The organism is Chryseobacterium sp. PET-29 (assembly GCF_025736815.1).
Classification (GTDB): domain Bacteria; phylum Bacteroidota; class Bacteroidia; order Flavobacteriales; family Weeksellaceae; genus Chryseobacterium; species Chryseobacterium nepalense.
This window is the reverse complement of the sequence record NZ_CP107053.1, coordinates 3077239-3097150: the sequence shown is the minus strand read 5'-3', so window position 1 is coordinate 3097150 and position 19912 is coordinate 3077239. Positions and strand designations below refer to the sequence as shown.

Genomic DNA, 19912 nt, shown 5'->3' with positions numbered 1-19912 from the left:
TTTTCTATTATTATTTGTTACTTTTTTGCTCGCAAGGGCGTTTCACTCAGCGAATGTTAGCTGAAAACATTTACTATTTATCCTTTTATTTGTGCTGTTTACCAGGCTTTTATAATTTATTTACTACTCTTTTTACTCCGTTTTTAAATAAGCTAGAATGAAAATTTAAAATCATCCCTAATTTCATTTCTGTAATTCTTAAATAGTTAAGAAGCTGAAAGAAATGATACGTATTAATTTCCGGAGCAGCTTTTATTTCAATAATAACTTTATTTTCAATCACCAAATCCGTTCTGAATGCTTTCTCAATTAGCAAATCTTCATAATTGATACTGATATCTTTTTGACTCTCAATTCTAAGTCCACTATTTTTCAATTCGTAGATTAAGCATTGCTCATACACATTTTCATAGAGTCCTATTCCAAGTTTTCGATGCACTTTCATCCCTGCATCAAAAACTACATTTGATATTTCATTTTCTGTCATCTTGTGTTTTTTTATTCCTAAATGATATTTCCAGTTATCATTTGCTAAGTGAAACGCCCCTGCGAACGACTTTATAGGAGTTATATAAATTCCGTTGCGCTCGCTGCGGTTATTAAATTAATATTTACTCATCCACTCACAAACAGGATCATACAGCGTATCAATATTTCCTGCGCCTACGGAGAGAAGGATGTCAAATTCTTTTTCTTTTATTTTACTGAAAGCATCACTTAATGTTGAAACTTCCTTTTTATCTAAAGTCACTTTTTCCAGGAGCCAGTCTGAAGTAATGCCTTCAAAATTTTCCTGAAGTTCTCTTGCCGGATAAATATCAAGCAGGATTAATTCATCGGCCTGACTCAGGCTTTCTGCAAAATCGTCAGCAAAATCTCTTGTTCTGCTGAACAGGTGCGGCTGGAAAACCACCAGCAGTTTCTTTTCCGGGTAAAAAGTTCTGATTGAGCTCATTACCGCATTGATTTCAGTCGGGTGGTGAGCGTAATCGTCGATGTAAATTTTACCGTTCTCATATCTGTGCTTGGTATATCTTCTTTTAATTCCTTTAAAATTGATAATTGCTTTTTTTAAAGTCTCAAAATCGACTTCCAAATTATGAAGGATTGCCAATGCCACGGTTGCATTTTCTACATTATGGATTCCCGGAATTTCCCAGGCAAAATCTTTTACTGTTTCTTCCGGAGTATGAAAATCAAAATAGATCGTATCATTCTCCATACGCAGGTTATCAGAATAATAATCTGCTGTTTCATTTACGGCATAGGTGAGGTGTGGTCTTCCGATGTCAATCCCTTTTCTTACAAAAAGCTGTTTGTCGTCCGGAACCAATGCGGCAAATTGCCTGAATCCCTCTTCAATGGTGTTTTTGTCGCCATAAATATCCAGGTGATCTGCATCGGTGGAGGTGATCACTGCCCAATCTGGGGAGAGATTAAGAAAACTTCGGTCATATTCGTCTGCTTCTACCACAGAATATTGAGTCCCATTATACAGAAAGTTTGATTTGAAGTTCTCGGAAATTCCGCCCAAAAAGCAGGAAAACGGCAGATCTGCCTCTTTGCACAAATGTGAAACCAAGGTAGAAGTTGTTGTTTTTCCATGAGTTCCTGCAACAGCGATACAGTCTGTATTTTCTGTAATTAATCCCAATACTTTTGCGCGTTTCAGAACTTCAAACTTATTATCGTTAAAATAATCCAGAATTTCTAAAACCTTAATGGCAGGTGTATAAATTACCAAAGTATCATCTTTCTGCAGTGAGGTAATTCTTTCGTCAATAATATCATCAAAAACAATATCGATTCCTTCGTTCATAAGAGCTTGGGTAAGCTTGGTGTTGGTTTTATCATAACCAGACACTTTTTTGCCCGAAGCATGGAAATACCGTGCCAGAGCACTCATCCCGATGCCTCCGATGCCCACGAAGTAAAAATTCTGATATGTATTTAAAATGTTCATTTTTAATATTTGTTTAAATATCTGACGACAATCCAAAAAATAACTCCGATTATTGAACAGATTAATATATTCCTACCTTGTTTTCGGTCTTCTTCCTTATAGACATAAGCAGATTCTCCGTTTGATAAATTTCTCTTGTAAGACATTATCGTATACCCTATTATAATACCTAAAAAGCCTCCAACAAATGCAAAGAAATAACCTAAGTAAAACCACAGTTTCGGAACTTCAGCTTCTTTTGATAATTCCTCTATCTTTGTTTTGAAATAACCGTAAGAACTTCCGGACTAATTTCTTTTCCTCTTTCTTTTAAAATTTTCTGAGCCAGCAAGTAATCAAATTTGCTCCACTCTTCCTTCTTTAGTATAATTTCGATAAGCTCCTCATCAGAATATTCAAAAAGATAATAATCTCTTTCAACATTTTGCACATCATTTTCTACAAGCTTTTCCTCTAATTCTTCAACTTTATTAAAATTCTCTTTTTGGATTTTTAATTCAAATTCCTGATTGTTGACATCTGCTCCAAAGCTTGAATCTAATCTGGAGGAATTGTCGGCCAATTCATAATCAATATGATTAACTTCAAGAATTTTAATTAATTCTAAAGCATCATCCTTATAAATAAATTTTCTATATGTAGAAAGTGTGGCTGACATTATTCAATTATTTTTAAAATCTCGTCCACAATCTCTTTAGCCGCATTTGGCTTAGCAAAATATTGCAGATTCTGAGACATTTCTTTTCTTATAATTACATTTTCACAGATTTCTGAAAGGGTATTCCAGAATTTTTCCTGCATTTCAGAGTCTTTTACCATTCTTGCGGCATTCTTTTCCACCAGATTCATCGCATTCTTGGTTTGATGATCTTCCGCTGCAAAAGGGAAGGGAACCAATAATACAGGCTTCTGCGCTACTGCCAATTCTGAAATGGCAATAGCTCCCGCTCTGGAAACAATAACATCTGCCGCAGAATATGCTGTTTCCATGTCTTTGATGAATTCTTTTATCTGTATCTGGTTGCCGGTTTCTGGTTGTTGGTTATTTCCATCAACGGACAACTGAAGCTCATCAACAATTTCTTTATAATCCAGTTTGCCCGTCTGCCAGATCAATTGATACCCTTTTTGTTTCAGGTTTTCAAGATTTTCTTTCCATCCGTTATTTAATGTTCTTGAACCTAGAGAGCCACCGACTGATAGAATCGTTAACTTTTCTTTATCAAGACCCATTTTTTCTTTTGCCTGGGCTGTTTGTTGCATTCCCGAAACAATATTTTCGCGGATAGGATTACCCAGAAAGTGTATTTTATCTGCCGGAAAGCCATCTACTTTCGGGTAGGCAGTAAATACGGCTTTTGCTTTTTTGCTCAAAATTTTGTTGGTAACGCCTGCATGGGCATTCTGCTCCTGAATAAAAATCGGGATTCCCAATTTGCTTGATTCATACAAAGCCGGTCCGCTTGCAAAACCGCCTGTTCCTATCGCGAAATCGGGAGCGAAACTTTTAATGATCTTTTTAGATTTAGATAAACTTTTTAAAATCTTAAAAGGCAGCCCTAAATTAGAGAGGATATTTCCACGGTTGATTCCGGCAATATCAATGCCTTCTATTTTGTAGCCGGCCTGAGGAACTTTTTCCATTTCCATTTTGCCGTTGGCTCCAATGAACAAAAATTCTGCATCCGGAAATCTCTTTTTGATTTCGTCTGCAATAGCAATAGCCGGGAAGATGTGTCCTCCTGTTCCGCCTCCGGATAATAAAACGCGGATGGCTCGTGGCTTCTGGCTATTGAATGATTGATTGTCCATTTTTTATTTTATCTGTTTTAAATTTGACAGGATTTGCACCCTATCCTGATTTATGTCCTTTTGAGACTCTTTTTTTATTTAAGCAATGTCGTTTATTTCTGCAATGCTTTGCTTTTTGCCCAATCCTTCTTCATCATAAATCTGGATTCGTGAGCTTATATTTAAAATTATTCCCAGTTGTAAATAGGTTACCAGCATGGATGTCCCCCCATAGCTGATCAATGGCAACGGCTGGCCAGTTACCGGGATCAGATTGACGGCTACCGCAATATTTACGGAAAGCTGTATAAAGATCATTACCCCGAGACTGAGCACGAGCAACGATCCGAAAAATGCCGGCATTTTACTGGCAATCATTACAATCCTGATCATCATAATTAAATACATACTGATCAGAAAGGCTGCACCTATTACTCCATATTCTTCAACAATTACCGCAAAAATAAAGTCGGACGCAGACTGTGGAAGCATTTGTTTTAATGCGCTTTTCCCGGGTCCCATTCCTGTTATCCCACCGTGAACAATGGCTGCTTTAGCCTGCATTACCTGATAGTTTTTAGCTTTTACACTTTCATCGTCTACATCGGCCGACTTCGCTTTGCTTGAAGTAAAAGTTTCGATACGGCTCATCCATGTGTGTACCCGGTTTCCTCCGATGAGGTTTGTGTTGAGTGCAATAATCAAAAACAATACAATTGCAATAAATGATGCGGAGATGAATCCTGCAATATATTTCCAGTGAAGCTGCCCGATAATCAATACAATCACGGAAACCATCAGGATCATTAATGCCGTAGATCCGTTATCTTTTGCAACAAGAACAAAGACAAGGAGAATAGGGCCAAAGATGTACATGATATTTTCAATCGGAAGCCTTTCTCTTGTGATTTTTTTGGTCAGATACCTGCAGAGATAAATGATCAGCATAAGGAATGCAAAAGAAGAAGGCTGGAATGATATCGGCGTGCCCGGAATTTTCAACCATCTTGAGGCACTTGCTCCATCAATGGTTTGCCCGGTAAACATCGTGACAATGAGAAGAATAATCATTAAACCAAGCAGGATGCTGCTGAGCTTTCCGATGTATTCATATTTTACCATTCCGACCACTCTCATGATCGAAAGACCTAAGACTACGAAGAACATATGCTTGATCACGTGACCTGTTGTAGTCCCGTTATTTACGATATATTCCAGATTTGAGCTTGCAGAATATACAGGGAAAATAGAGAAGATGGAGATCACAAGAATGACCATCCAAAGTACTTTATCGCCCTTCAGGAATTCAAATCTGTTTTCTGTATCTTGTTCATTCATATTTAATGCTGTTAGCTTTTGGCTAATTGCCACCTGCTTTTAAAACCTGCTGTTTAAATTGTTGTCCCCTGTCTTCATAGCTTTTAAATAAATCAAAGCTTGCACAACATGGTGAAAGTAAAACCATATCTCCTTTTTTGGCCAGTGATTTTGATATCTTTACTGCTTCTTCCATGCTTGAAGTATCGTAAATAAATTCTTTTTTATCCCTAAAGAAGTTGATAATTTTTTCATTATCAATGCCTAAGCATACAATTGCTTTTACTTTTCTTTTGACTAAATCTTCAATTTCGGTATAGTCATTTCCTTTATCGATTCCGCCAACAATCCATACGGTTGGATTTTTCATACTTTCCAAAGCGTAATAGGTTGCGTTGACATTGGTCGCCTTGCTGTCATTGATGTATTTTACGCCATCAATCTCTGTCACAAATTCCAGCCTGTGCTCAACGGCCTGAAAAGTCATTAGCGAATTTCTAATGCTTTCATTATTGATTTCCAGAATCTTACCCGCAATTGATGCGGCAAGGCTATTGGCTACATTGTGATTGCCAAGAAGAGATAATTCCTCGATTTTCATTGAGAATTTTTCTTTCATTTTAACCACAATATTTTCATCATCAACAAAACCTCCTTCAGACAGTTTCTCTTTGGTGGAAAAAGGAATCATTTTCGCTTTAACCTCCAGCTTTTCAAGGATATTTTTGCTCATTTCATCATCTTTATTGTAGATGAAGAAATTGTCATTTTCCTGATTTTCCGTTATTCTGAACTTTGCTAATGCATATTCTTCATAGTTGTAATTGTACTGATCCAGGTGATCCTGTGACAAATTCAGCAATAAAGAAATATAAGGTCTGAAATTCTGAATATCATCAAGTTGGAACGAGCTTACTTCCAATACATAATAGTCGTACTTTTCGTCGGCAACCTGTTTAGCAAAACTGTACCCGATGTTTCCTCCAAGACCAACATTGAGTCCGTCGTTTTTCAGGATGTAATAGATCAGCGATGTCGTAGTTGTTTTCCCGTTGCTTCCGGTAATCGCGATGATTTTGGCATCGGTAAATTCCGAAGCAAATTCAATTTCCGAGGAAAGTCTTATTCCTTTATCGTGGATCTTATGAATGATGTCTGCCTTTTTAGGAATTCCCGGGCTTTTTACAATCCAGTCTGCATCCAGAATTCTTTCTTCATGATGGTTTCCTTCTTCAAATTCAATTTCATTATCCGTAAGAAACTGCTTATAGTGATCCTTAATAGACCCCTGGTCTGAAAGAAAAACTTCCAGACCCTGTTTTTTAGCCAAATAAGCAGCGCCACAACCGCTTTCTCCTCCTCCTAAAACAACTATTTTCATACTTTTTTGCTTTATGCTGTAGCTATAAGCTTTAAGCCTGATGCTTATCGCTTATTGCATACCGCCGGTTTATCTCATCTTTAATGTAATGAGACATACAATTGCTAACATTACCCCTATGATGATCATCCTGTTAACGATTTTGCTTTCATGAAAACCGCCTTTCTGATAATGATGGTGAAGGGGTGACATTCTGAATAATCTATTGTTCTGGGCATATTCAAGCCCGTATTTTCTTTTTCTGTATTTGAAAACAATCACCTGAAGCATGACGGAAATGTTTTCTATTAAAAAAATTCCGCATAATACAGGAATCATCAGTTCTTTTCTCAGAATAATTGCCAGAACGGCGATTACACCACCCAGCATAAGGCTTCCCGTATCTCCCATAAACACCTGGGCAGGATAAGTATTGTACCAGAAAAAACCGATTACAGCTCCTACCATGGCGACTACAAAAATGGTGGTTTCACCCATGTTGGGAAGGAACATAATGTTCAGATAATCAGCGAATATGATGTTTCCTGAGAGATAAGCGAACAATCCCAATGTGAGTAAAATAACGGTGCTGGTACCTGCAGCAAGACCGTCTATTCCATCAGTAATGTTGGCACCGTTTGAAACGGCTGTTACAATGAAAATTACAATAGGGATGAAAACAACCCATGCCCATTCGTGGGCATCTTTATCATTCATCCAAAACAAAATTCCGCTGTAGTCGAATTCATTATTTTTTGCAAAAGGAACGGTGGAAACGGCAATCTTTTCGGTAGGCATAAAGTTTTGCTCTACATTGTTACGGTTTACCACTTTAGCGTCCAGATATTTTCTTTTTACGGTAATATCGGGGTGAAAGTACATTGTAACGCCTACAATCAGACCCAATCCCACCTGACCTACGATTTTGAACTTTCCACTGAGGCCGTCTTTGTTCTTTTTTATTTTTTTCAGGTAATCATCAAGGAAACCGATGGCGCCCATCCAAAGGACTGAAACAATGAGAAGAACAATATAAATATTGGTAAATTTTGTAAACAGCAATACAGGAATCAGCGTGGCCAGAATGATAATTAGCCCTCCCATAGTAGGAGTTCCTTCTTTTTGCTTCTGTCCATCTAAACCGAGATCACGTACCAGTTCACCCATTTGTTTGGCTCTCAGATAATTAATGATTCTTTTTCCATAGATAAGAGCAATGGTTAAAGAAAACAGTACCGCCATTCCCGCTCGGAAAGAGATGTATTTCAACAATCCAAGTCCGGGGACATGGATTCCGTGGTTGGTTAGATATTCGTATAGATAGTATAGCATTTTTTCAAATTTTAATAAATGATAAATGATGACTGATGAATGATAAAACCAATTAACATTTATCAATTATCGATTATAAATTTTTACTTGCTCATCAATTTCCAAAGTTCATTAATGGTTTCTTTATCATCAAAATGATGTTTCACACCATTGATTTCCTGGTAGGTTTCATGGCCTTTTCCGGCTACGAGAACAATATCTTTCGGTTCAGCAAATTTTATCGCCATTTTAATCGCTTCCTTCCTGTCAGGAATGGAAGTATATTTGCTGAAGTTCTGGGGTTCTACACCCGCTTCAATTTCTTTGATAATGGCTGCAGGATCTTCCGTTCTCGGGTTATCTGATGTAATAATCGCCAATGTTGATTTTTTGGTGGCAATATTTCCCATTTCAGATCTTTTAGCGTGATCCCTGTCGCCTCCACAACCGAAAACTGTGATCAGTCTTTCGTTTTTTGTCCTAATGTCGTTGATGCTGTCCAGAATGTTTTCCAAAGCATCCGGAGTGTGAGCATAATCTACAATAAAAATGATTCCGCCGTCTGATTTGAACGTTTCAAACCTTCCTGAAACCCTTTTTAGCTGGCTGATGGCCTGCAGAATTTCTTCCTGCTCAAAACCAAGCTCTGAAGCTATCCCAAACACCAGCAGTAAATTATAGACATTAAATTTTCCCGTCAGCGTTGTCCAGAATTCTTTTCCGTTGAAATTCAGCAGCATTCCGTTAAAATCCACTTCCAGCAATCTTCCGTGATAGTCGGCCATTGTCTTTAAGGCATAAGACCTTTTTGCTGCCTTTGTGTTTTGAAGCATGACGTTCCCGTTTTTATCATCAATATTTGTGATAGCAACGGCGGTTCCATCCAGCTCATCAAAAAATCTCTTTTTTGTTTTTAGGTACTCATCAAAGGTTTTATGATAATCCAGATGATCGTGGGTAAGATTAGTAAATCCGGCGATTTTAAAATGGAGGCCTTCAATCCTGTTTTGGGCAATACCGTGAGAGCTTACTTCCATGAAAGCAAATTCACAGCCTTCTTCAACTGCCTGAGCTAAAATTTTATTAATAGTGATAACATCAGGTGTTGTATGGGTTGCAGGAATGATCTGGTCTGCAATTCTTATCTCTACTGTAGAAATCAATGCAGAATCATAGCCTAAATTTTTGAAAACATCAAAAAGTAAGGTAGAAACAGATGTTTTTCCATTGGTTCCTGTAACACCGATTAATTTTAATTTTTCTGAAGGATTTCCGTAGAAATTAGAGGCCAGCTGCCCTAAAGCTTTGGAAGAATTCTTTACTTTTACATAAGTGATATCTTCATTTAAATTGTCAGGAAACTCTTCACAGACAATAGCTTTTGCGCCTTTTTCTTCAGAAGCTGCAATAAATGAATGTCCATCCACAACCGTTCCTCTCATTGCGATATACAAAGAGTTGTCCGTAACCTTTCTGCTGTCGAAAACCAATTGTGAAATTTCACGGCTGTCATCACCATGAATTTCTAAAACTGGAATTCTCTTTAATAATTCATTTAACTGCATTTATACTGATGCTTTATATTCTTAAAATATTTCCATTTTAATAGGATTTTATCCTATTCTGTTTTAAATTGTCCTTGGACTGTTTCTTTAATTTTGCAGAGACAAATAAATTCTCTGATTCTTACTAATCATGGTGCCTTCCAGCGGAAATTGCTCTTTAATTCTTCCTACGCCTTTAAAGTCAACACGATATCCCAAATTTTCCAATTGCGGAATGACGTTTTTACCGATCAGTCCCACAACATTGGGCATTTGTTTATTATTGACGGCTACTTTCACATTAGGTTCAACCATTTTATTAAGGTTTACCTTTCTGTCAACCAGCATTTCTCTTTCAATATTTTGTGGCGTTTTCAGGAACGTTTTTCCAGCAATTTCCTTAAATACGGGGGCTGCAACCGTTGCTCCGTAAAACCCTTTCGAAGTGTTGGGCTCACTGATCATCACATAACACGTATATTTTGGATTATCAGCGGGATAGAAGCCTGCAAAGGAAGAGCGGTATTTCATAGGTCCGGGAAGCCAGTATTCAAATCTTGCCGTTCCTGTTTTTCCTGCCATTTTCAGATTCGGGGTAAAAATACTCTTTGCCGTACCTTTTTCCACAGCTTTTGTTAAAGCATGTGTCATCATTTTAACGGCTTTGTCGGATGCCATTCTGCTCACCATTACTTCTGGTTTTGCATTGTACATAACCTTTCCGTCTTTCATGATTTTATCGATGAATAGTGGCTTCAGCATTTTGCCATTGTTAGCAACACCGTTGTAGAAAGTTGTAAGCTGTAACAAGTTAATATTGGTAGAATATCCATAGGCGATGGATGCTAATGTTGCGGCATTCCATCTTTTACTTTCCGGAGTAAGAATTTTTGGTTTTGTAATTCCGGGAAGTTCGATATCCATTTTGTCAAACAATTTCCAGCGTCTTAAATGATCAAGGAAAATCTGGGGTTTTTCCGCATAATATTTCGTAATAAGCTTTGCAGAGCCTACATTGCTGGATTTGGCCAAAACATCACTGATGTCGTATGTTCCGCCGCCGTGGCCATCGGAAATTCTTTGTTTGGCATATACCCAGATTCCGTTTCCTACATCTACGGTTGTATTTTCGTCAATAAAACCGTCGTCCATTGCAGCGAGAAGGGAAATGGTTTTAAAAGTGGAACCGGGTTCGATATTATCTTTTAAGGCATAATTGTAAGAATCTACATACTCTCCGTCATCGTTTCTTCTTAGGTTCACCATTGCGCGAACCTTTCCTGTTTCCACTTCCATTACAATGACAGTTCCATGTTTTGCTTCGAAATTAACAAGCTGTTTCTGCAAAGCCGAGTGCGCAATATCCTGAATTCTAAGGTCTAGCGTAGTGTAAACATCTTCTCCGTCAACAGGTTCCTGAACTTTCCAGAAGTCAATCGGTTTCCACTGTGAGGAATTAATTCTTTGCTCAAGTCTTTTTCCGTCGGTTCCTCTTAAATATTTTGAGAAAGCACCTTCAAGACCGGAACTGTACTCACCGTTATCCATTCCGATTGTTCCTGCTCCGATTTCGGAAGTAGCCAGTTCTCTTTTATAGTTTCTGTCTACAATAAAGCCTCCTTTATTTTTACCTTTTTTGAAAATCGGGAATCTGCGGATTCTGTCGTACTGGTCAAAATCAAGACCTTTCACCAAAGTGTAATATTGGTTTTTCTTTTTTCTCTGCTCGTCAAACTTTTTTCTGAAGTCACCTCTTGGTTTCCCAAACATTTTGCTCAAGGAATCCGTTAATGCACCGATATTATTCGTGTAAACGGTATCCTTCATTGTTTTAAAATCAAGATAAATATCATAACGCATGACAGTTGTTGCGAGGATAGAACCATCTGAAGCGAAAAGATTTCCACGGGCAGCTTTAAGAGTGGCTTCGCGATAATTTTTATTAATGTAATCGTCTTTAATTTCCTGAACATTAGTATTCTGAAGGATTACAATCCTTGCTAAAAACATGACAAACACGCACAAAGCTACCACTGCAAAGAGGTAGCCCCAACGTAACGTTTTTTTACGCTTGTTATCGTATTCATTTTGTTTTTGCATCTGTACTGTCCAGTTTTATGAGCAATTTATGAGGATGGCTTTCCAGGGTCATCAAAGAATCCCGGGCGACTTCTTTCCCCAACTCCGATTCCATTTTTACTTTGATCAGCTTACTTTGTGCATAAGCGTTTCGTGATTTATATTCTTCTGTTTCTTCCTTTAAGGCATTAACGATTTCTATCTTTTTATTAACCAGGTGATTGCTGTAAATCATGGCCATCATCAGCACAAAGAGCAGGAGAAAATACCGGTAATGTATTTTGATTTCATCCCGGTTCAGGAAATTTCCTTTTATAATGTCTATAAAAGTGAGTTTTTTCTGAGGACGATATGTTGTTCTTTTTGCCACAGACTTTGTCTGATTTATTTTTATATTATTTTGTTAACCACCCCGTCAAAAATTCTTTGAATTTTCGCCACCCTCCAGAGGAAGGGAAGTTGCGGGTGGAATTTATCCTACTTTGATTCCTGTTCTCATTTTAGCACTTCTGGCTCTTGAGTTTTCTTCAATTTCTTTTTCATCCGGGATAATCGCTTTGCTTTTTACCAGCTCGAATGCTTTTTTATAATTTCCGTAAATATCTCTTTCCGGTTCTCCTTCAAACATTCCGTTTTTCAAAAATCTTTTTACCAGCCTGTCTTCCAGGGAGTGGTAAGAAATGACAACCAGTCTGCCTTCGGGTTTTAAAACATTGTATGCCTGAACAAGCATTTCTTTCAATACTTCCAGCTCCTGATTTACTTCAATCCTGATCGCCTGAAATAACTGGGCATAAAATTTATTTACCTTATGCGGTGGAATGTAACTGAAAAGTTTTTTCAGATCTTCCGTTGTTTCTATGCTTTTTGTTTTCCGGTGATGAACAATATCTCTTGCCAGCTTTCTTGCTTCTCTCAACTCACCGTAGTGGTAAAATATATCCGCAAGCTCTCCTTCTTCATAATCATTGATAACTCTTTTAGCATCAAGATTCTGCATTACGTTCATTCTCATATCCAGTGGAGCATTACTTCTTGTGGAAAAGCCTCTGTCGGCCTCATCAAATTGGTGGGATGAAACTCCAAGGTCGGCCAGAATGCCGTCTACTTGGGAAACACCATGCATCAGCAGAGAGTTTTCGAGAAATCTGAAATTCTGATTGATTAATGTAAATCTCGGGTCATCGATCGTATTTTTAAGAGCATCGAGATCCTGATCAAAGCTGAAAAGTCTTCCTTTGTCGGAAAGTCGGCTCAATATTTCTCTTGAATGGCCGCCACCGCCAAAAGTACAGTCCACGTATGTTCCGTCTGGATTCGTTACCAAATCATCAACACTTTGCTTCAACAAAACGGGGTTATGATACATGTTTAAGTTGTGTTTTTTAGCTTTTTAATTAATAATCAGCTTCGTTTATTCCTCATCGAAAGCGCCCATCACATCTTCGGCTAGGCTTGCAAAGTCTTCTTCGTTGATGGAAATTACTTTTTCGTAAGCGTCTTTATCCCATATTTCGAAGAGTTCTCCTGCGCTTGTAATTACAATATCTTTCTGAAGGTTTGCGAAAGTCATCAGATCTTTTGAGATCTGAAGTCTTCCTGCATTGTCCAGCTCTACTGTTTTTACACCTGCCGTAAACATTCTAATGAAATCAGCATTCTTTTTAATGAATCTGTTTAGTTTATTAATTTTGCCCATCACTTTATCCCATGCATTCATAGGGTAAACTTCCAGACAGGATTGGAACACGGATCTTTTAACCACAAACGTTTTGTCGTCGAAGTTTTCCATTTGTTTAATCAAAGAAGAAGGTAGCTTTAAACGCCCTTTATCATCGATTTTACACTCATATGTTCCAATGAAATTTTTCATTTGGGACAAATTTATATAATAATTTCCAAAAGTTCCCACTTTTTCCCACTTTTTGCCTTAATGTTGATAAGTTTTATTAAATCTTGAATTTCAGTTGTTTAGTAAACTGGTATATAGGATATTGACTAAGTTGTTATTCAGCCCATAGCAAAGTGTTTAAGAAAAAATGCTTTAAAAAGCAGTTTGGTATATTATTTTTATTTTAAATTAGGCTTATCAAAATATTTTTGAGGTTTAATTTGTATTTTTGCAAGGCTTTATTAAGGCATTTTATGATATTTAGTACAAAAAAAGAAAAGAAATACACCTTCATTGAGGCGGGAGAAGGACATCCATTGGTGCTGTTGCATGGTTTAATGGGTGGGTTGAGCAATTTCGATAAGATGGTTGATTTTTTTTCAGACAGGGGATTCAAAGTATATGTTCCCCAGCTGCCAATCTACGATTTGCCGGTACTCAATACCAATCTTACAACATTAGCAAAATATATCGCCAAGTTTATTGAAACCCATGTAGAGGCGCCCGTAACTATTGTAGGAAACTCAATGGGAGGGCATATAGGGCTGATTTTAACACTGGCAAGACCGGACCTGATCAAAAATCTTGTTCTGACAGGAAGTTCAGGGTTGTATGAAAGAACTTTCGGAGATAGTTTTCCGAGAAAAAACGACCGTTCGTATATCAGGAAAAAAACGGAAGAGGTTTTCTATGATCCTGCTATTGCTACGGAAGATCTTGTAGATGAGGTTTTTTCAGTGGTGAATGACAGGATGAAAGGGATCAAAACCGTCATGCTGGCCAGAAGCGCGATCAAGCATAATATGATTCATGATCTTCCGAAGATCCTTACGCCAACCTGTCTCATATGGGGAAAACAGGACAACGTAACGCCTCCTGAAGTAGCGGAAGATATGCATAAATTCATTCCGAACTCTGATTTGTTCTGGATAGACAAATGCGGTCACGCAGCCATGATGGAAAAGCCGGATGAATTTAATGAAATTCTGTACAGCTGGTTAAAAGATAAAGTTTAAATTAAATATAAATGAACCATTAAGAACTTTCTTAATGGTTTGTTTTTCTAAAAATATTTTAAGATGGTTATTAAAACAGCAACATTCGTAAAGAGTAGCGGTAAATGGCAGGATTGTCCGGAGCCCAATATTCCGGAATATGCTTTTATCGGAAGATCCAATGTTGGAAAATCTTCACTCATCAACGCCATGATGAATCATAAAGATCTCGCCAAAACTTCCCAAACTCCAGGGAAAACCCAGCTCATCAATCATTTTTTAGTGAATGAAAACTGGTATCTTACGGATTTGCCGGGATATGGTTATGCTAAAGTGTCGAAGTCAATCAGAAAAGATTTTGAAAAGCTGATTACAAACTATATTCTTAACAGAAAAAATCTCGTTAATCTTTTTGTGCTGGTAGATTCCCGCCATAAACCCCAGACGATCGATATGGAATTCATTCAGTGGTGCGGGGAAAGCGGTGTGCCTTTTTCTATTGTCTTTACGAAAGTGGATAAACTAAAACCAAATGCCGCGATAAAAAATGTTGAAGATTATAAAACAGAGCTGCACAAAACATGGGAAGATCTTCCTGAAATCTACGTAACCTCTGCAGAGAAAAAAGAAGGCTGCGATGAAATCCTTGATTTTATTCAAAAAACCAATGAATTTCTTGCTAATAATAATGTAAGTTTCGATGAGTAATATTACCTGGAAGATCAAAACTTTTGAAGAATTTACCATTCCGGAATTATATAATGTTCTTAAAGCAAGAATCAATGTTTTTGTAGTAGAGCAGAACTGTCCATATCCTGATCTGGATGATTATGATCAGAAAGCAATTCATATCTGGGCTGAGAAAGACGGTGAAATTCTCGCGAACTGCAGGATTTTTGACAAAGGCATTAAATATTCTGAAGCCTCGATTGGAAGAGTGCTGACCACTGAAAAGGGGAGAGGGAAAAATCTTGGAAAGCAGCTGATAGCCTATGCTCTTGAAGCTATCGAAGCGCGCTTTCGTACCAGTGAAGTAAGAATTTCCGCACAGGATTATTTAATTAAATTCTACGGAGAATTCGGTTTTGAAGATACCGGAAAGAAATATCTGGAAGATGATATTCCGCATACGGAAATGATCCGCCGGAAAAAGCAGGAAAGGCTTTCAGATCTCTGAAAGCCTTTTCCAATATAAATCTAATTGTAAAAATGTTCTAATTTCCGTTTACGGGATTTTTTCTTTCGTAAGAATTATTGTCAAAACTGATTTTATAGCTGGATTTAAACAGTTTGCTTGGTTGATAATAATCTGTTGTAATAACCTGGGCACCACTTTCCTTAGCCTTTTCAAATCTTGAATAATCTTCTTTACGGGCTTCCATCGTATCTGCATCTGCCCGTGTTCTGATGATATATCCTTGTTTTACAAGCTCTGCAATTTCGGGATTCGGATCATTTCTGAATAACACCGCAGCCTCAGGCGTTCCCGGCTCGGAATTGGTGAAAATTATTCTTCCTTTCAGCGAAGGATGTCCTTTCATATAAAGATCTCTGTTTTCACTGTTGTTGTCGAGAACAAACAGAAACTTGCCTTTCGCATCCTGTACCTTTGGCCAGTTTTTATTTAAAACAGCTTCATTTAAAGTTTTATAAGAACCGCGGATATCATCCGGAGTAATGATTTTATTTTCCCCTAAATATTTTCTGAGCTCATTGTCAAGATCATCAAAAAGTTTTGAAGTATAATGTTCCGGTTCTGTTCCGAACTGGTTGGCTTTTCCGTCCTTTGGTTCCAGAGTAATAAAAACAGGATCATGATCAGGATGCATGTCCGACCATTTCTTTAAATCTTTCAGGCAGTCTTCCAGTGTATAATATTGTGTCTGGTAATCAATGTCTGTAATATGAATCATTTTATAGCCGGACTTTTTCATTTTACCTTCGGGATCAAATGGCTGGGAAGTTTTTACAAGATCCAGAATTTTAGGATGGGCATATTTTCCGCCTTTGCTGTCTGCGTACACATCTATTTCAAGATTTCTTAAGCCGAGGTCCAGCTGTTGCGGAATAGGAATATGTTCATACTGAATTCTCGGCAGAAAATTCAAGGTGTCTTTTTGTGATAAATAGCGGTACACTTCCGGCAAAATTGCCTTTTTATAAGAATTATGGGAGCCTATTACCTGTACCTGATTTATTTTTAGATTATTAAGATTCTGCGTCTGTGACTGGAAAAGTTGTATAGATGTTACATACAATCCTAAAAGAACTACCTTTTTCATTGTTTCGATTTTCTTTGGCGAAATTAGGAAGTCTTATGATAGCCGGCTTGTATATTATGTTAAGTGTTCTTTAAGATTATGTAAATGAATATACATGATGAATTATTAACTGGCTGAAAATTAAAATGTCAATTTTAAACAATCAATAAGGAATTGATATTTTATTGATTTTAAGATAATATTATGTTAAAATGTTTTCAGGTTAAACGTTTTTACTTTGTATCCCGAAATAAAAACTAACGACGGGCAGAAATGAAAACCACTGTTGCGGCAACAACAGCGGCTTTTACTAAGCATGTAACGTCATGTAATTACTTACTTAATGATATGTACCACAAAATTAACTCTTTTAGTTTTAAGAAACTAATTCCGGTTGCGATGATTTTCCTGTTGGCAAATCAAACCTATGCAGAAAATCTTTCGGCAAATCACAGTATTGCTTTCCAGGTGAACGAAACAATTACCGGAAATGTAACGGATCAGGACGGTGCTGCCATTGCAGGAGCAACAATTACTGTTGTTGAAACCGGAATTCAGGCTACTACCGACGATGCCGGAAATTTCACAATTTCTGCAAATATCGGTCAGACATTATCCATTTCTTATGATGGATATGAAATTCAGACAACCAAAATTTCAGGAACTGCGGTTTCGGTTCAGCTGAAATCAAAGAAAGAAACCACCGCTATTGAAGAAGTAACACTTGTAGGATACGGGTCTCAGAAAAAATCTGATTTAACCGGTGCGATCAGCCAATTGAAAGCAGAGAACTTCAAAGAAGGGATGAACATTTCTGTAGACAACCTGATGCAGGGAAAAATCGCAGGGGTGCGTATTGTACAGACCAGTGGTGAACCGGGGGCCGGTGTGAATGTTTCCATCAGGGGAATCGGATCCATCAGAAGCGGAAGTACACCTTTATTCGTTGTAGACGGTGTGCCGTTGAATAACGACCCGGTAAGCGCGCAAAGCCCGAATGTAGGTTTGGGAAATGTACAGGCTAAAAACCCGCTGAATTTTCTGAATACTTCGGATATAGAATCAATCACAGTACTAAAAGATGCATCGGCTGCAGCGATCTATGGAGCAAGGGGATCAAACGGAGTTGTTCTGGTAACTACAAAAAGAGGAAAAAAAGGAGAGCCGATCTTCACTTATGATACCTATTTAGGTTTTTCTTCAGTCATTAAGAAGCTCGATCTTTTAACGGCGGATGAATATAGAGCGGCTGGTATTAATCCTTTGTATGATCATGGAGGAAATACCGACTGGCAGGACGAAATTTACAGAAATGCCGTTTCTTCCAATCATTCGGTGTCTTTCTCAAAAGCTACGGACACAGGAAGTTATTTCGCATCCCTTTCTCATATGGATCAGGATGGTATTGTTTTAAACAGCAGCTTTAAGAGAACAACTGCCCGCCTGAATGCGGAAGAATCTTTCTTCGATAATAAAAGATTAAAGGTAAAACTAAACCTTACGGCGAGTGACATCAAAGAAACCGGAATTCCGAACGGAGGAAATGCCGGTTCAGACGGTCAGCTGATTATCCATGCTTTGATGGCGAATCCTACCCGTTCTGTATACGATGAAACCGGAAATTTCACCAATTTCAATATGAATGCTCATTACAATCCTTTGTATTTGCTGAGTGTGTATAATGACAAAACCAATACGTTCAGGATTTTGGGAAATACGGAAGCGACATTGAGAATTTTACCCGGACTTAATTATAAATTTAATCTGGGTGTTGATAAAACCATGTCGGAAAGAAATACAACCATGTACCCGAACGTTACCGACAGAACGCCGAAAGGGATGTATGTACAGGCTAATCTGGATTCTTACAACGTACTTTTGGAACATTATCTGACGTATGATTTTAATCTGAACAGGCATAATTTTAATGTTCTTGGTGGTTTCTCTTATCAGAAATTTAAGAATACGGGGACTTATTTCGGAGTAAGAGATATTGCTGCGCAGGGAGCGGGAATTTCTCCGGAAATTAATCCGGGATATTCGGGGACGGCTTTTGTTCCGGGTGCAGGTTATGCTCAGGAAAATGAATTACAATCGTATTTCGGAAGGGTTAACTATAATTTTGATAAGAAATATTTGTTAACAGCTTCCCTGAGAGCAGACGGTTCCACGCGTTTCGGAAAAAATAATAAATACGGATATTTTCCTTCTGTTGCTGTGGGATGGACGGTTTCTAACGAGAATTTCCTTAAAGACTCACAAATCATCAACGAATTAAAATTGCGGGGAAGCTGGGGACAAACCGGAAACCAGGAAGTTCCGAATAAAATTACGCAGGCAAGTTCGTCTCTTACGCAGGCCGCGGGATACTATTTATATCCTAATTTAAATTTAATTAACGGCGTATCTATTAACAGGACGGTAAATCCTGATCTGAAATGGGAAGTTGTAGAGCAAAGTAATATTGGTGCGGATTTCAGCTTATGGAAAAACAAATTATACGGATCGCTTGAATATTATCACAAAACAACAAAAGACCCTATTCTGAATATTCCTTCAAGCCCTCTAAGTCCTACCAGTACCGTATGGAAAAATGTCGATGCGAAAATTTTGAATAAAGGTTTTGAATTTTCATTAGGTTCAGAAATTATTCGGAATGAAAACTTTACCTGGAATGTTGATGTAAACGGAGCAACGGTGAATAATGTGGTAAAAGACCTTCCGGTTTCTGCCATTTATTCGGGAGAAGTTTCCGGGCCGGGACTTTCCGGGGTTACTGCCAATATTTATAGAAACGGCTATGAAGCAGGATCTTTTTATATGTACAATTACCTGGGAATCGACGCGAACGGAAAATACATTTATGAAGACCTGAATGCAGACGGAAGAATCGACCAGAATGACAGAAAGATCTTTGAAGGAGCTATTCCTAATTTCACATTCGGGATCAACTCTTACATGAAATATAAAAAGTTTGATTTCGCCTTCTCTTTCATCGGACAAACCGGAGGTTACCTGGTAAATAATACCGCATTGGATCTGAACATCAATAATTTGGCATCAGACAGAAACGTATTGAAAAGTTTTTATGAATCAGGGGCAAGCTTTACCAATCAGCCGCAGCTGTCTTCATTATATCTTGAAAAATCAGATTTTCTTCGTCTGAATAATGTAAGATTAGGATACACTTTTGATATGAACCAATTGAAGTTCCTGAAAAGCATCAATTTGTATATCAGTGCTCAGAATCTGTTTACCATTACCAATTACTCCGGATACGATCCGCTTGTTGACACCAATAAGCAGGTGGGAGGAAACCAGTCTCTGGGAATTGATTACACTACTTACCCGTCTGCAAAGACATTCATTCTGGGAGCAACTGTTAAATTTTAATTAAGCT

General features: G+C 37.8%; 17 protein-coding genes. 4 read left to right on the top strand and 13 right to left on the bottom strand.

Going from position 1 to position 19912, the window contains the following annotated elements; all coding sequences use genetic code 11:
* Positions 1-109 precede the first annotated feature (109 nt).
* The 12 genes from ODE14_RS13965 to mraZ all read right to left on the bottom strand — a co-directional run bounded on the left by ODE14_RS13965 (position 110) and on the right by mraZ (position 13238).
* Positions 110-487: a GxxExxY protein gene (locus tag ODE14_RS13965; protein ID WP_263601863.1), complete on the bottom strand. Its 378-nt coding sequence runs from the start codon at positions 485-487 to the stop codon at positions 110-112.
* Between the two features lie 117 nt (positions 488-604).
* A complete protein-coding gene (gene murC / locus ODE14_RS13960; RefSeq protein ID WP_263601862.1) occupies positions 605-1963 on the bottom strand; it encodes a UDP-N-acetylmuramate--L-alanine ligase in 1359 nt (452 codons plus the stop codon).
* 250 nt (positions 1964-2213) lie between these two features.
* Positions 2214-2621 carry a TASOR family protein gene (locus ODE14_RS13955; protein WP_263601861.1) on the bottom strand — a complete coding sequence of 136 codons (408 nt, stop codon included), beginning with the start codon at positions 2619-2621 and terminating at the stop codon, positions 2214-2216.
* Positions 2621-3775, bottom strand: coding sequence for an undecaprenyldiphospho-muramoylpentapeptide beta-N-acetylglucosaminyltransferase (murG, locus tag ODE14_RS13950; RefSeq protein ID WP_263601860.1), 1155 nt, complete (start codon positions 3773-3775; stop codon positions 2621-2623). Before murG ends, ODE14_RS13955 begins: the two co-directional genes overlap by 1 nt.
* A gap of 78 nt (positions 3776-3853) precedes the next feature.
* Positions 3854-5092 carry an FtsW/RodA/SpoVE family cell cycle protein gene (locus ODE14_RS13945; RefSeq protein WP_248389420.1) on the bottom strand — a complete coding sequence of 413 codons (1239 nt, stop codon included), beginning with the start codon at positions 5090-5092 and terminating at the stop codon, positions 3854-3856.
* A 22-nt stretch (positions 5093-5114) separates the two neighbouring features.
* The gene (gene murD, locus ODE14_RS13940; RefSeq protein WP_263601859.1) at positions 5115-6452 is read right to left on the bottom strand and encodes a UDP-N-acetylmuramoyl-L-alanine--D-glutamate ligase; all 1338 of its coding nucleotides are present in this window, start codon (positions 6450-6452) and stop codon (positions 5115-5117) included.
* A gap of 69 nt (positions 6453-6521) precedes the next feature.
* A complete protein-coding gene (gene mraY / locus ODE14_RS13935) occupies positions 6522-7763 on the bottom strand; it encodes a phospho-N-acetylmuramoyl-pentapeptide-transferase (protein WP_248389424.1) in 1242 nt (413 codons plus the stop codon).
* An 83-nt stretch (positions 7764-7846) separates the two neighbouring features.
* Positions 7847-9307, bottom strand: a complete 1461-nt coding sequence (locus ODE14_RS13930) for a UDP-N-acetylmuramoyl-L-alanyl-D-glutamate--2,6-diaminopimelate ligase (RefSeq protein ID WP_263601858.1) — start codon at positions 9305-9307, stop codon at positions 7847-7849.
* An 87-nt stretch (positions 9308-9394) separates the two neighbouring features.
* Complete coding sequence (locus ODE14_RS13925) at positions 9395-11386, bottom strand: penicillin-binding transpeptidase domain-containing protein (protein ID WP_263601857.1); 1992 nt, start codon at positions 11384-11386, stop codon at positions 9395-9397.
* Positions 11370-11735 (bottom strand): FtsL-like putative cell division protein, encoded by a 366-nt coding sequence (locus ODE14_RS13920; protein WP_090001746.1) that lies wholly within the window; start codon positions 11733-11735, stop codon positions 11370-11372. Before ODE14_RS13920 ends, ODE14_RS13925 begins: the two co-directional genes overlap by 17 nt.
* Before the next feature lie 102 nt (positions 11736-11837).
* Complete coding sequence (gene rsmH / locus ODE14_RS13915; protein ID WP_248389430.1) at positions 11838-12734, bottom strand: 16S rRNA (cytosine(1402)-N(4))-methyltransferase RsmH; 897 nt, start codon at positions 12732-12734, stop codon at positions 11838-11840.
* Positions 12735-12779: 45 nt separating this feature from the next.
* On the bottom strand, positions 12780-13238 hold the full coding sequence (mraZ, locus tag ODE14_RS13910) for a division/cell wall cluster transcriptional repressor MraZ (protein ID WP_248389432.1): 459 nt from the start codon (positions 13236-13238) through the stop codon (positions 12780-12782).
* A gap of 272 nt (positions 13239-13510) precedes the next feature.
* On the opposite strand from mraZ, the gene ODE14_RS13905 reads away from it, so the two are divergent.
* From ODE14_RS13905 to ODE14_RS13895, 3 genes are all read left to right on the top strand, one after another.
* Positions 13511-14272, top strand: coding sequence for an alpha/beta fold hydrolase (locus tag ODE14_RS13905; protein ID WP_248389434.1), 762 nt, complete (start codon positions 13511-13513; stop codon positions 14270-14272).
* Between the two features lie 63 nt (positions 14273-14335).
* Positions 14336-14959 (top strand): ribosome biogenesis GTP-binding protein YihA/YsxC, encoded by a 624-nt coding sequence (yihA, locus tag ODE14_RS13900; protein ID WP_263601856.1) that lies wholly within the window; start codon positions 14336-14338, stop codon positions 14957-14959.
* Entirely contained in the window at positions 14952-15428 is a 477-nt protein-coding gene (locus tag ODE14_RS13895) for a GNAT family N-acetyltransferase (RefSeq protein ID WP_263601855.1), read from the top strand. The genes yihA and ODE14_RS13895 overlap by 8 nt, the downstream gene beginning before the upstream one ends.
* A 37-nt stretch (positions 15429-15465) precedes the next feature.
* Here ODE14_RS13895 and ODE14_RS13890 read toward each other — a convergent pair whose 3' ends face one another.
* Positions 15466-16533, bottom strand: a complete 1068-nt coding sequence (locus tag ODE14_RS13890; RefSeq protein ID WP_263601854.1) for a phosphatidylinositol-specific phospholipase C1-like protein — start codon at positions 16531-16533, stop codon at positions 15466-15468.
* 252 nt (positions 16534-16785) lie between these two features.
* Here ODE14_RS13890 and ODE14_RS13885 point away from each other — a divergent pair, with 252 nt between their 5' ends.
* Positions 16786-19905 (top strand): SusC/RagA family TonB-linked outer membrane protein, encoded by a 3120-nt coding sequence (locus ODE14_RS13885; RefSeq protein ID WP_412059340.1) that lies wholly within the window; start codon positions 16786-16788, stop codon positions 19903-19905.
* The last annotated feature ends 7 nt before the right edge of the window (positions 19906-19912 follow it).

Excerpts from the sequence above, each read along its gene's own strand:
- ODE14_RS13965 (WP_263601863.1), bottom strand. The coding sequence starts at position 487 with ATGACAGAAAATGAAATATCAAATGTAGTTTTTGATGCAGGGATGAAA.
- murC (WP_263601862.1), bottom strand. The coding sequence starts at position 1,963 with ATGAACATTTTAAATACATATCAGAATTTTTACTTCGTGGGCATCGGA.
- ODE14_RS13955 (WP_263601861.1), bottom strand. The coding sequence starts at position 2,621 with ATGTCAGCCACACTTTCTACATATAGAAAATTTATTTATAAGGATGAT.
- murG (WP_263601860.1), bottom strand. The coding sequence starts at position 3,775 with ATGGACAATCAATCATTCAATAGCCAGAAGCCACGAGCCATCCGCGTT.
- ODE14_RS13945 (WP_248389420.1), bottom strand. The coding sequence starts at position 5,092 with ATGAATGAACAAGATACAGAAAACAGATTTGAATTCCTGAAGGGCGAT.
- murD (WP_263601859.1), bottom strand. The coding sequence starts at position 6,452 with ATGAAAATAGTTGTTTTAGGAGGAGGAGAAAGCGGTTGTGGCGCTGCT.
- mraY (WP_248389424.1), bottom strand. The coding sequence starts at position 7,763 with ATGCTATACTATCTATACGAATATCTAACCAACCACGGAATCCATGTC.
- ODE14_RS13930 (WP_263601858.1), bottom strand. The coding sequence starts at position 9,307 with ATGCAGTTAAATGAATTATTAAAGAGAATTCCAGTTTTAGAAATTCAT.
- ODE14_RS13925 (WP_263601857.1), bottom strand. The coding sequence starts at position 11,386 with ATGCAAAAACAAAATGAATACGATAACAAGCGTAAAAAAACGTTACGT.
- rsmH (WP_248389430.1), bottom strand. The coding sequence starts at position 12,734 with ATGTATCATAACCCCGTTTTGTTGAAGCAAAGTGTTGATGATTTGGTA.
- mraZ (WP_248389432.1), bottom strand. The coding sequence starts at position 13,238 with ATGAAAAATTTCATTGGAACATATGAGTGTAAAATCGATGATAAAGGG.
- ODE14_RS13905 (WP_248389434.1), top strand. The coding sequence starts at position 13,511 with ATGATATTTAGTACAAAAAAAGAAAAGAAATACACCTTCATTGAGGCG.
- yihA (WP_263601856.1), top strand. The coding sequence starts at position 14,336 with ATGGTTATTAAAACAGCAACATTCGTAAAGAGTAGCGGTAAATGGCAG.
- ODE14_RS13895 (WP_263601855.1), top strand. The coding sequence starts at position 14,952 with ATGAGTAATATTACCTGGAAGATCAAAACTTTTGAAGAATTTACCATT.
- ODE14_RS13890 (WP_263601854.1), bottom strand. The coding sequence starts at position 16,533 with ATGAAAAAGGTAGTTCTTTTAGGATTGTATGTAACATCTATACAACTT.
- ODE14_RS13885 (WP_412059340.1), top strand. The coding sequence starts at position 16,786 with ATGAAAACCACTGTTGCGGCAACAACAGCGGCTTTTACTAAGCATGTA.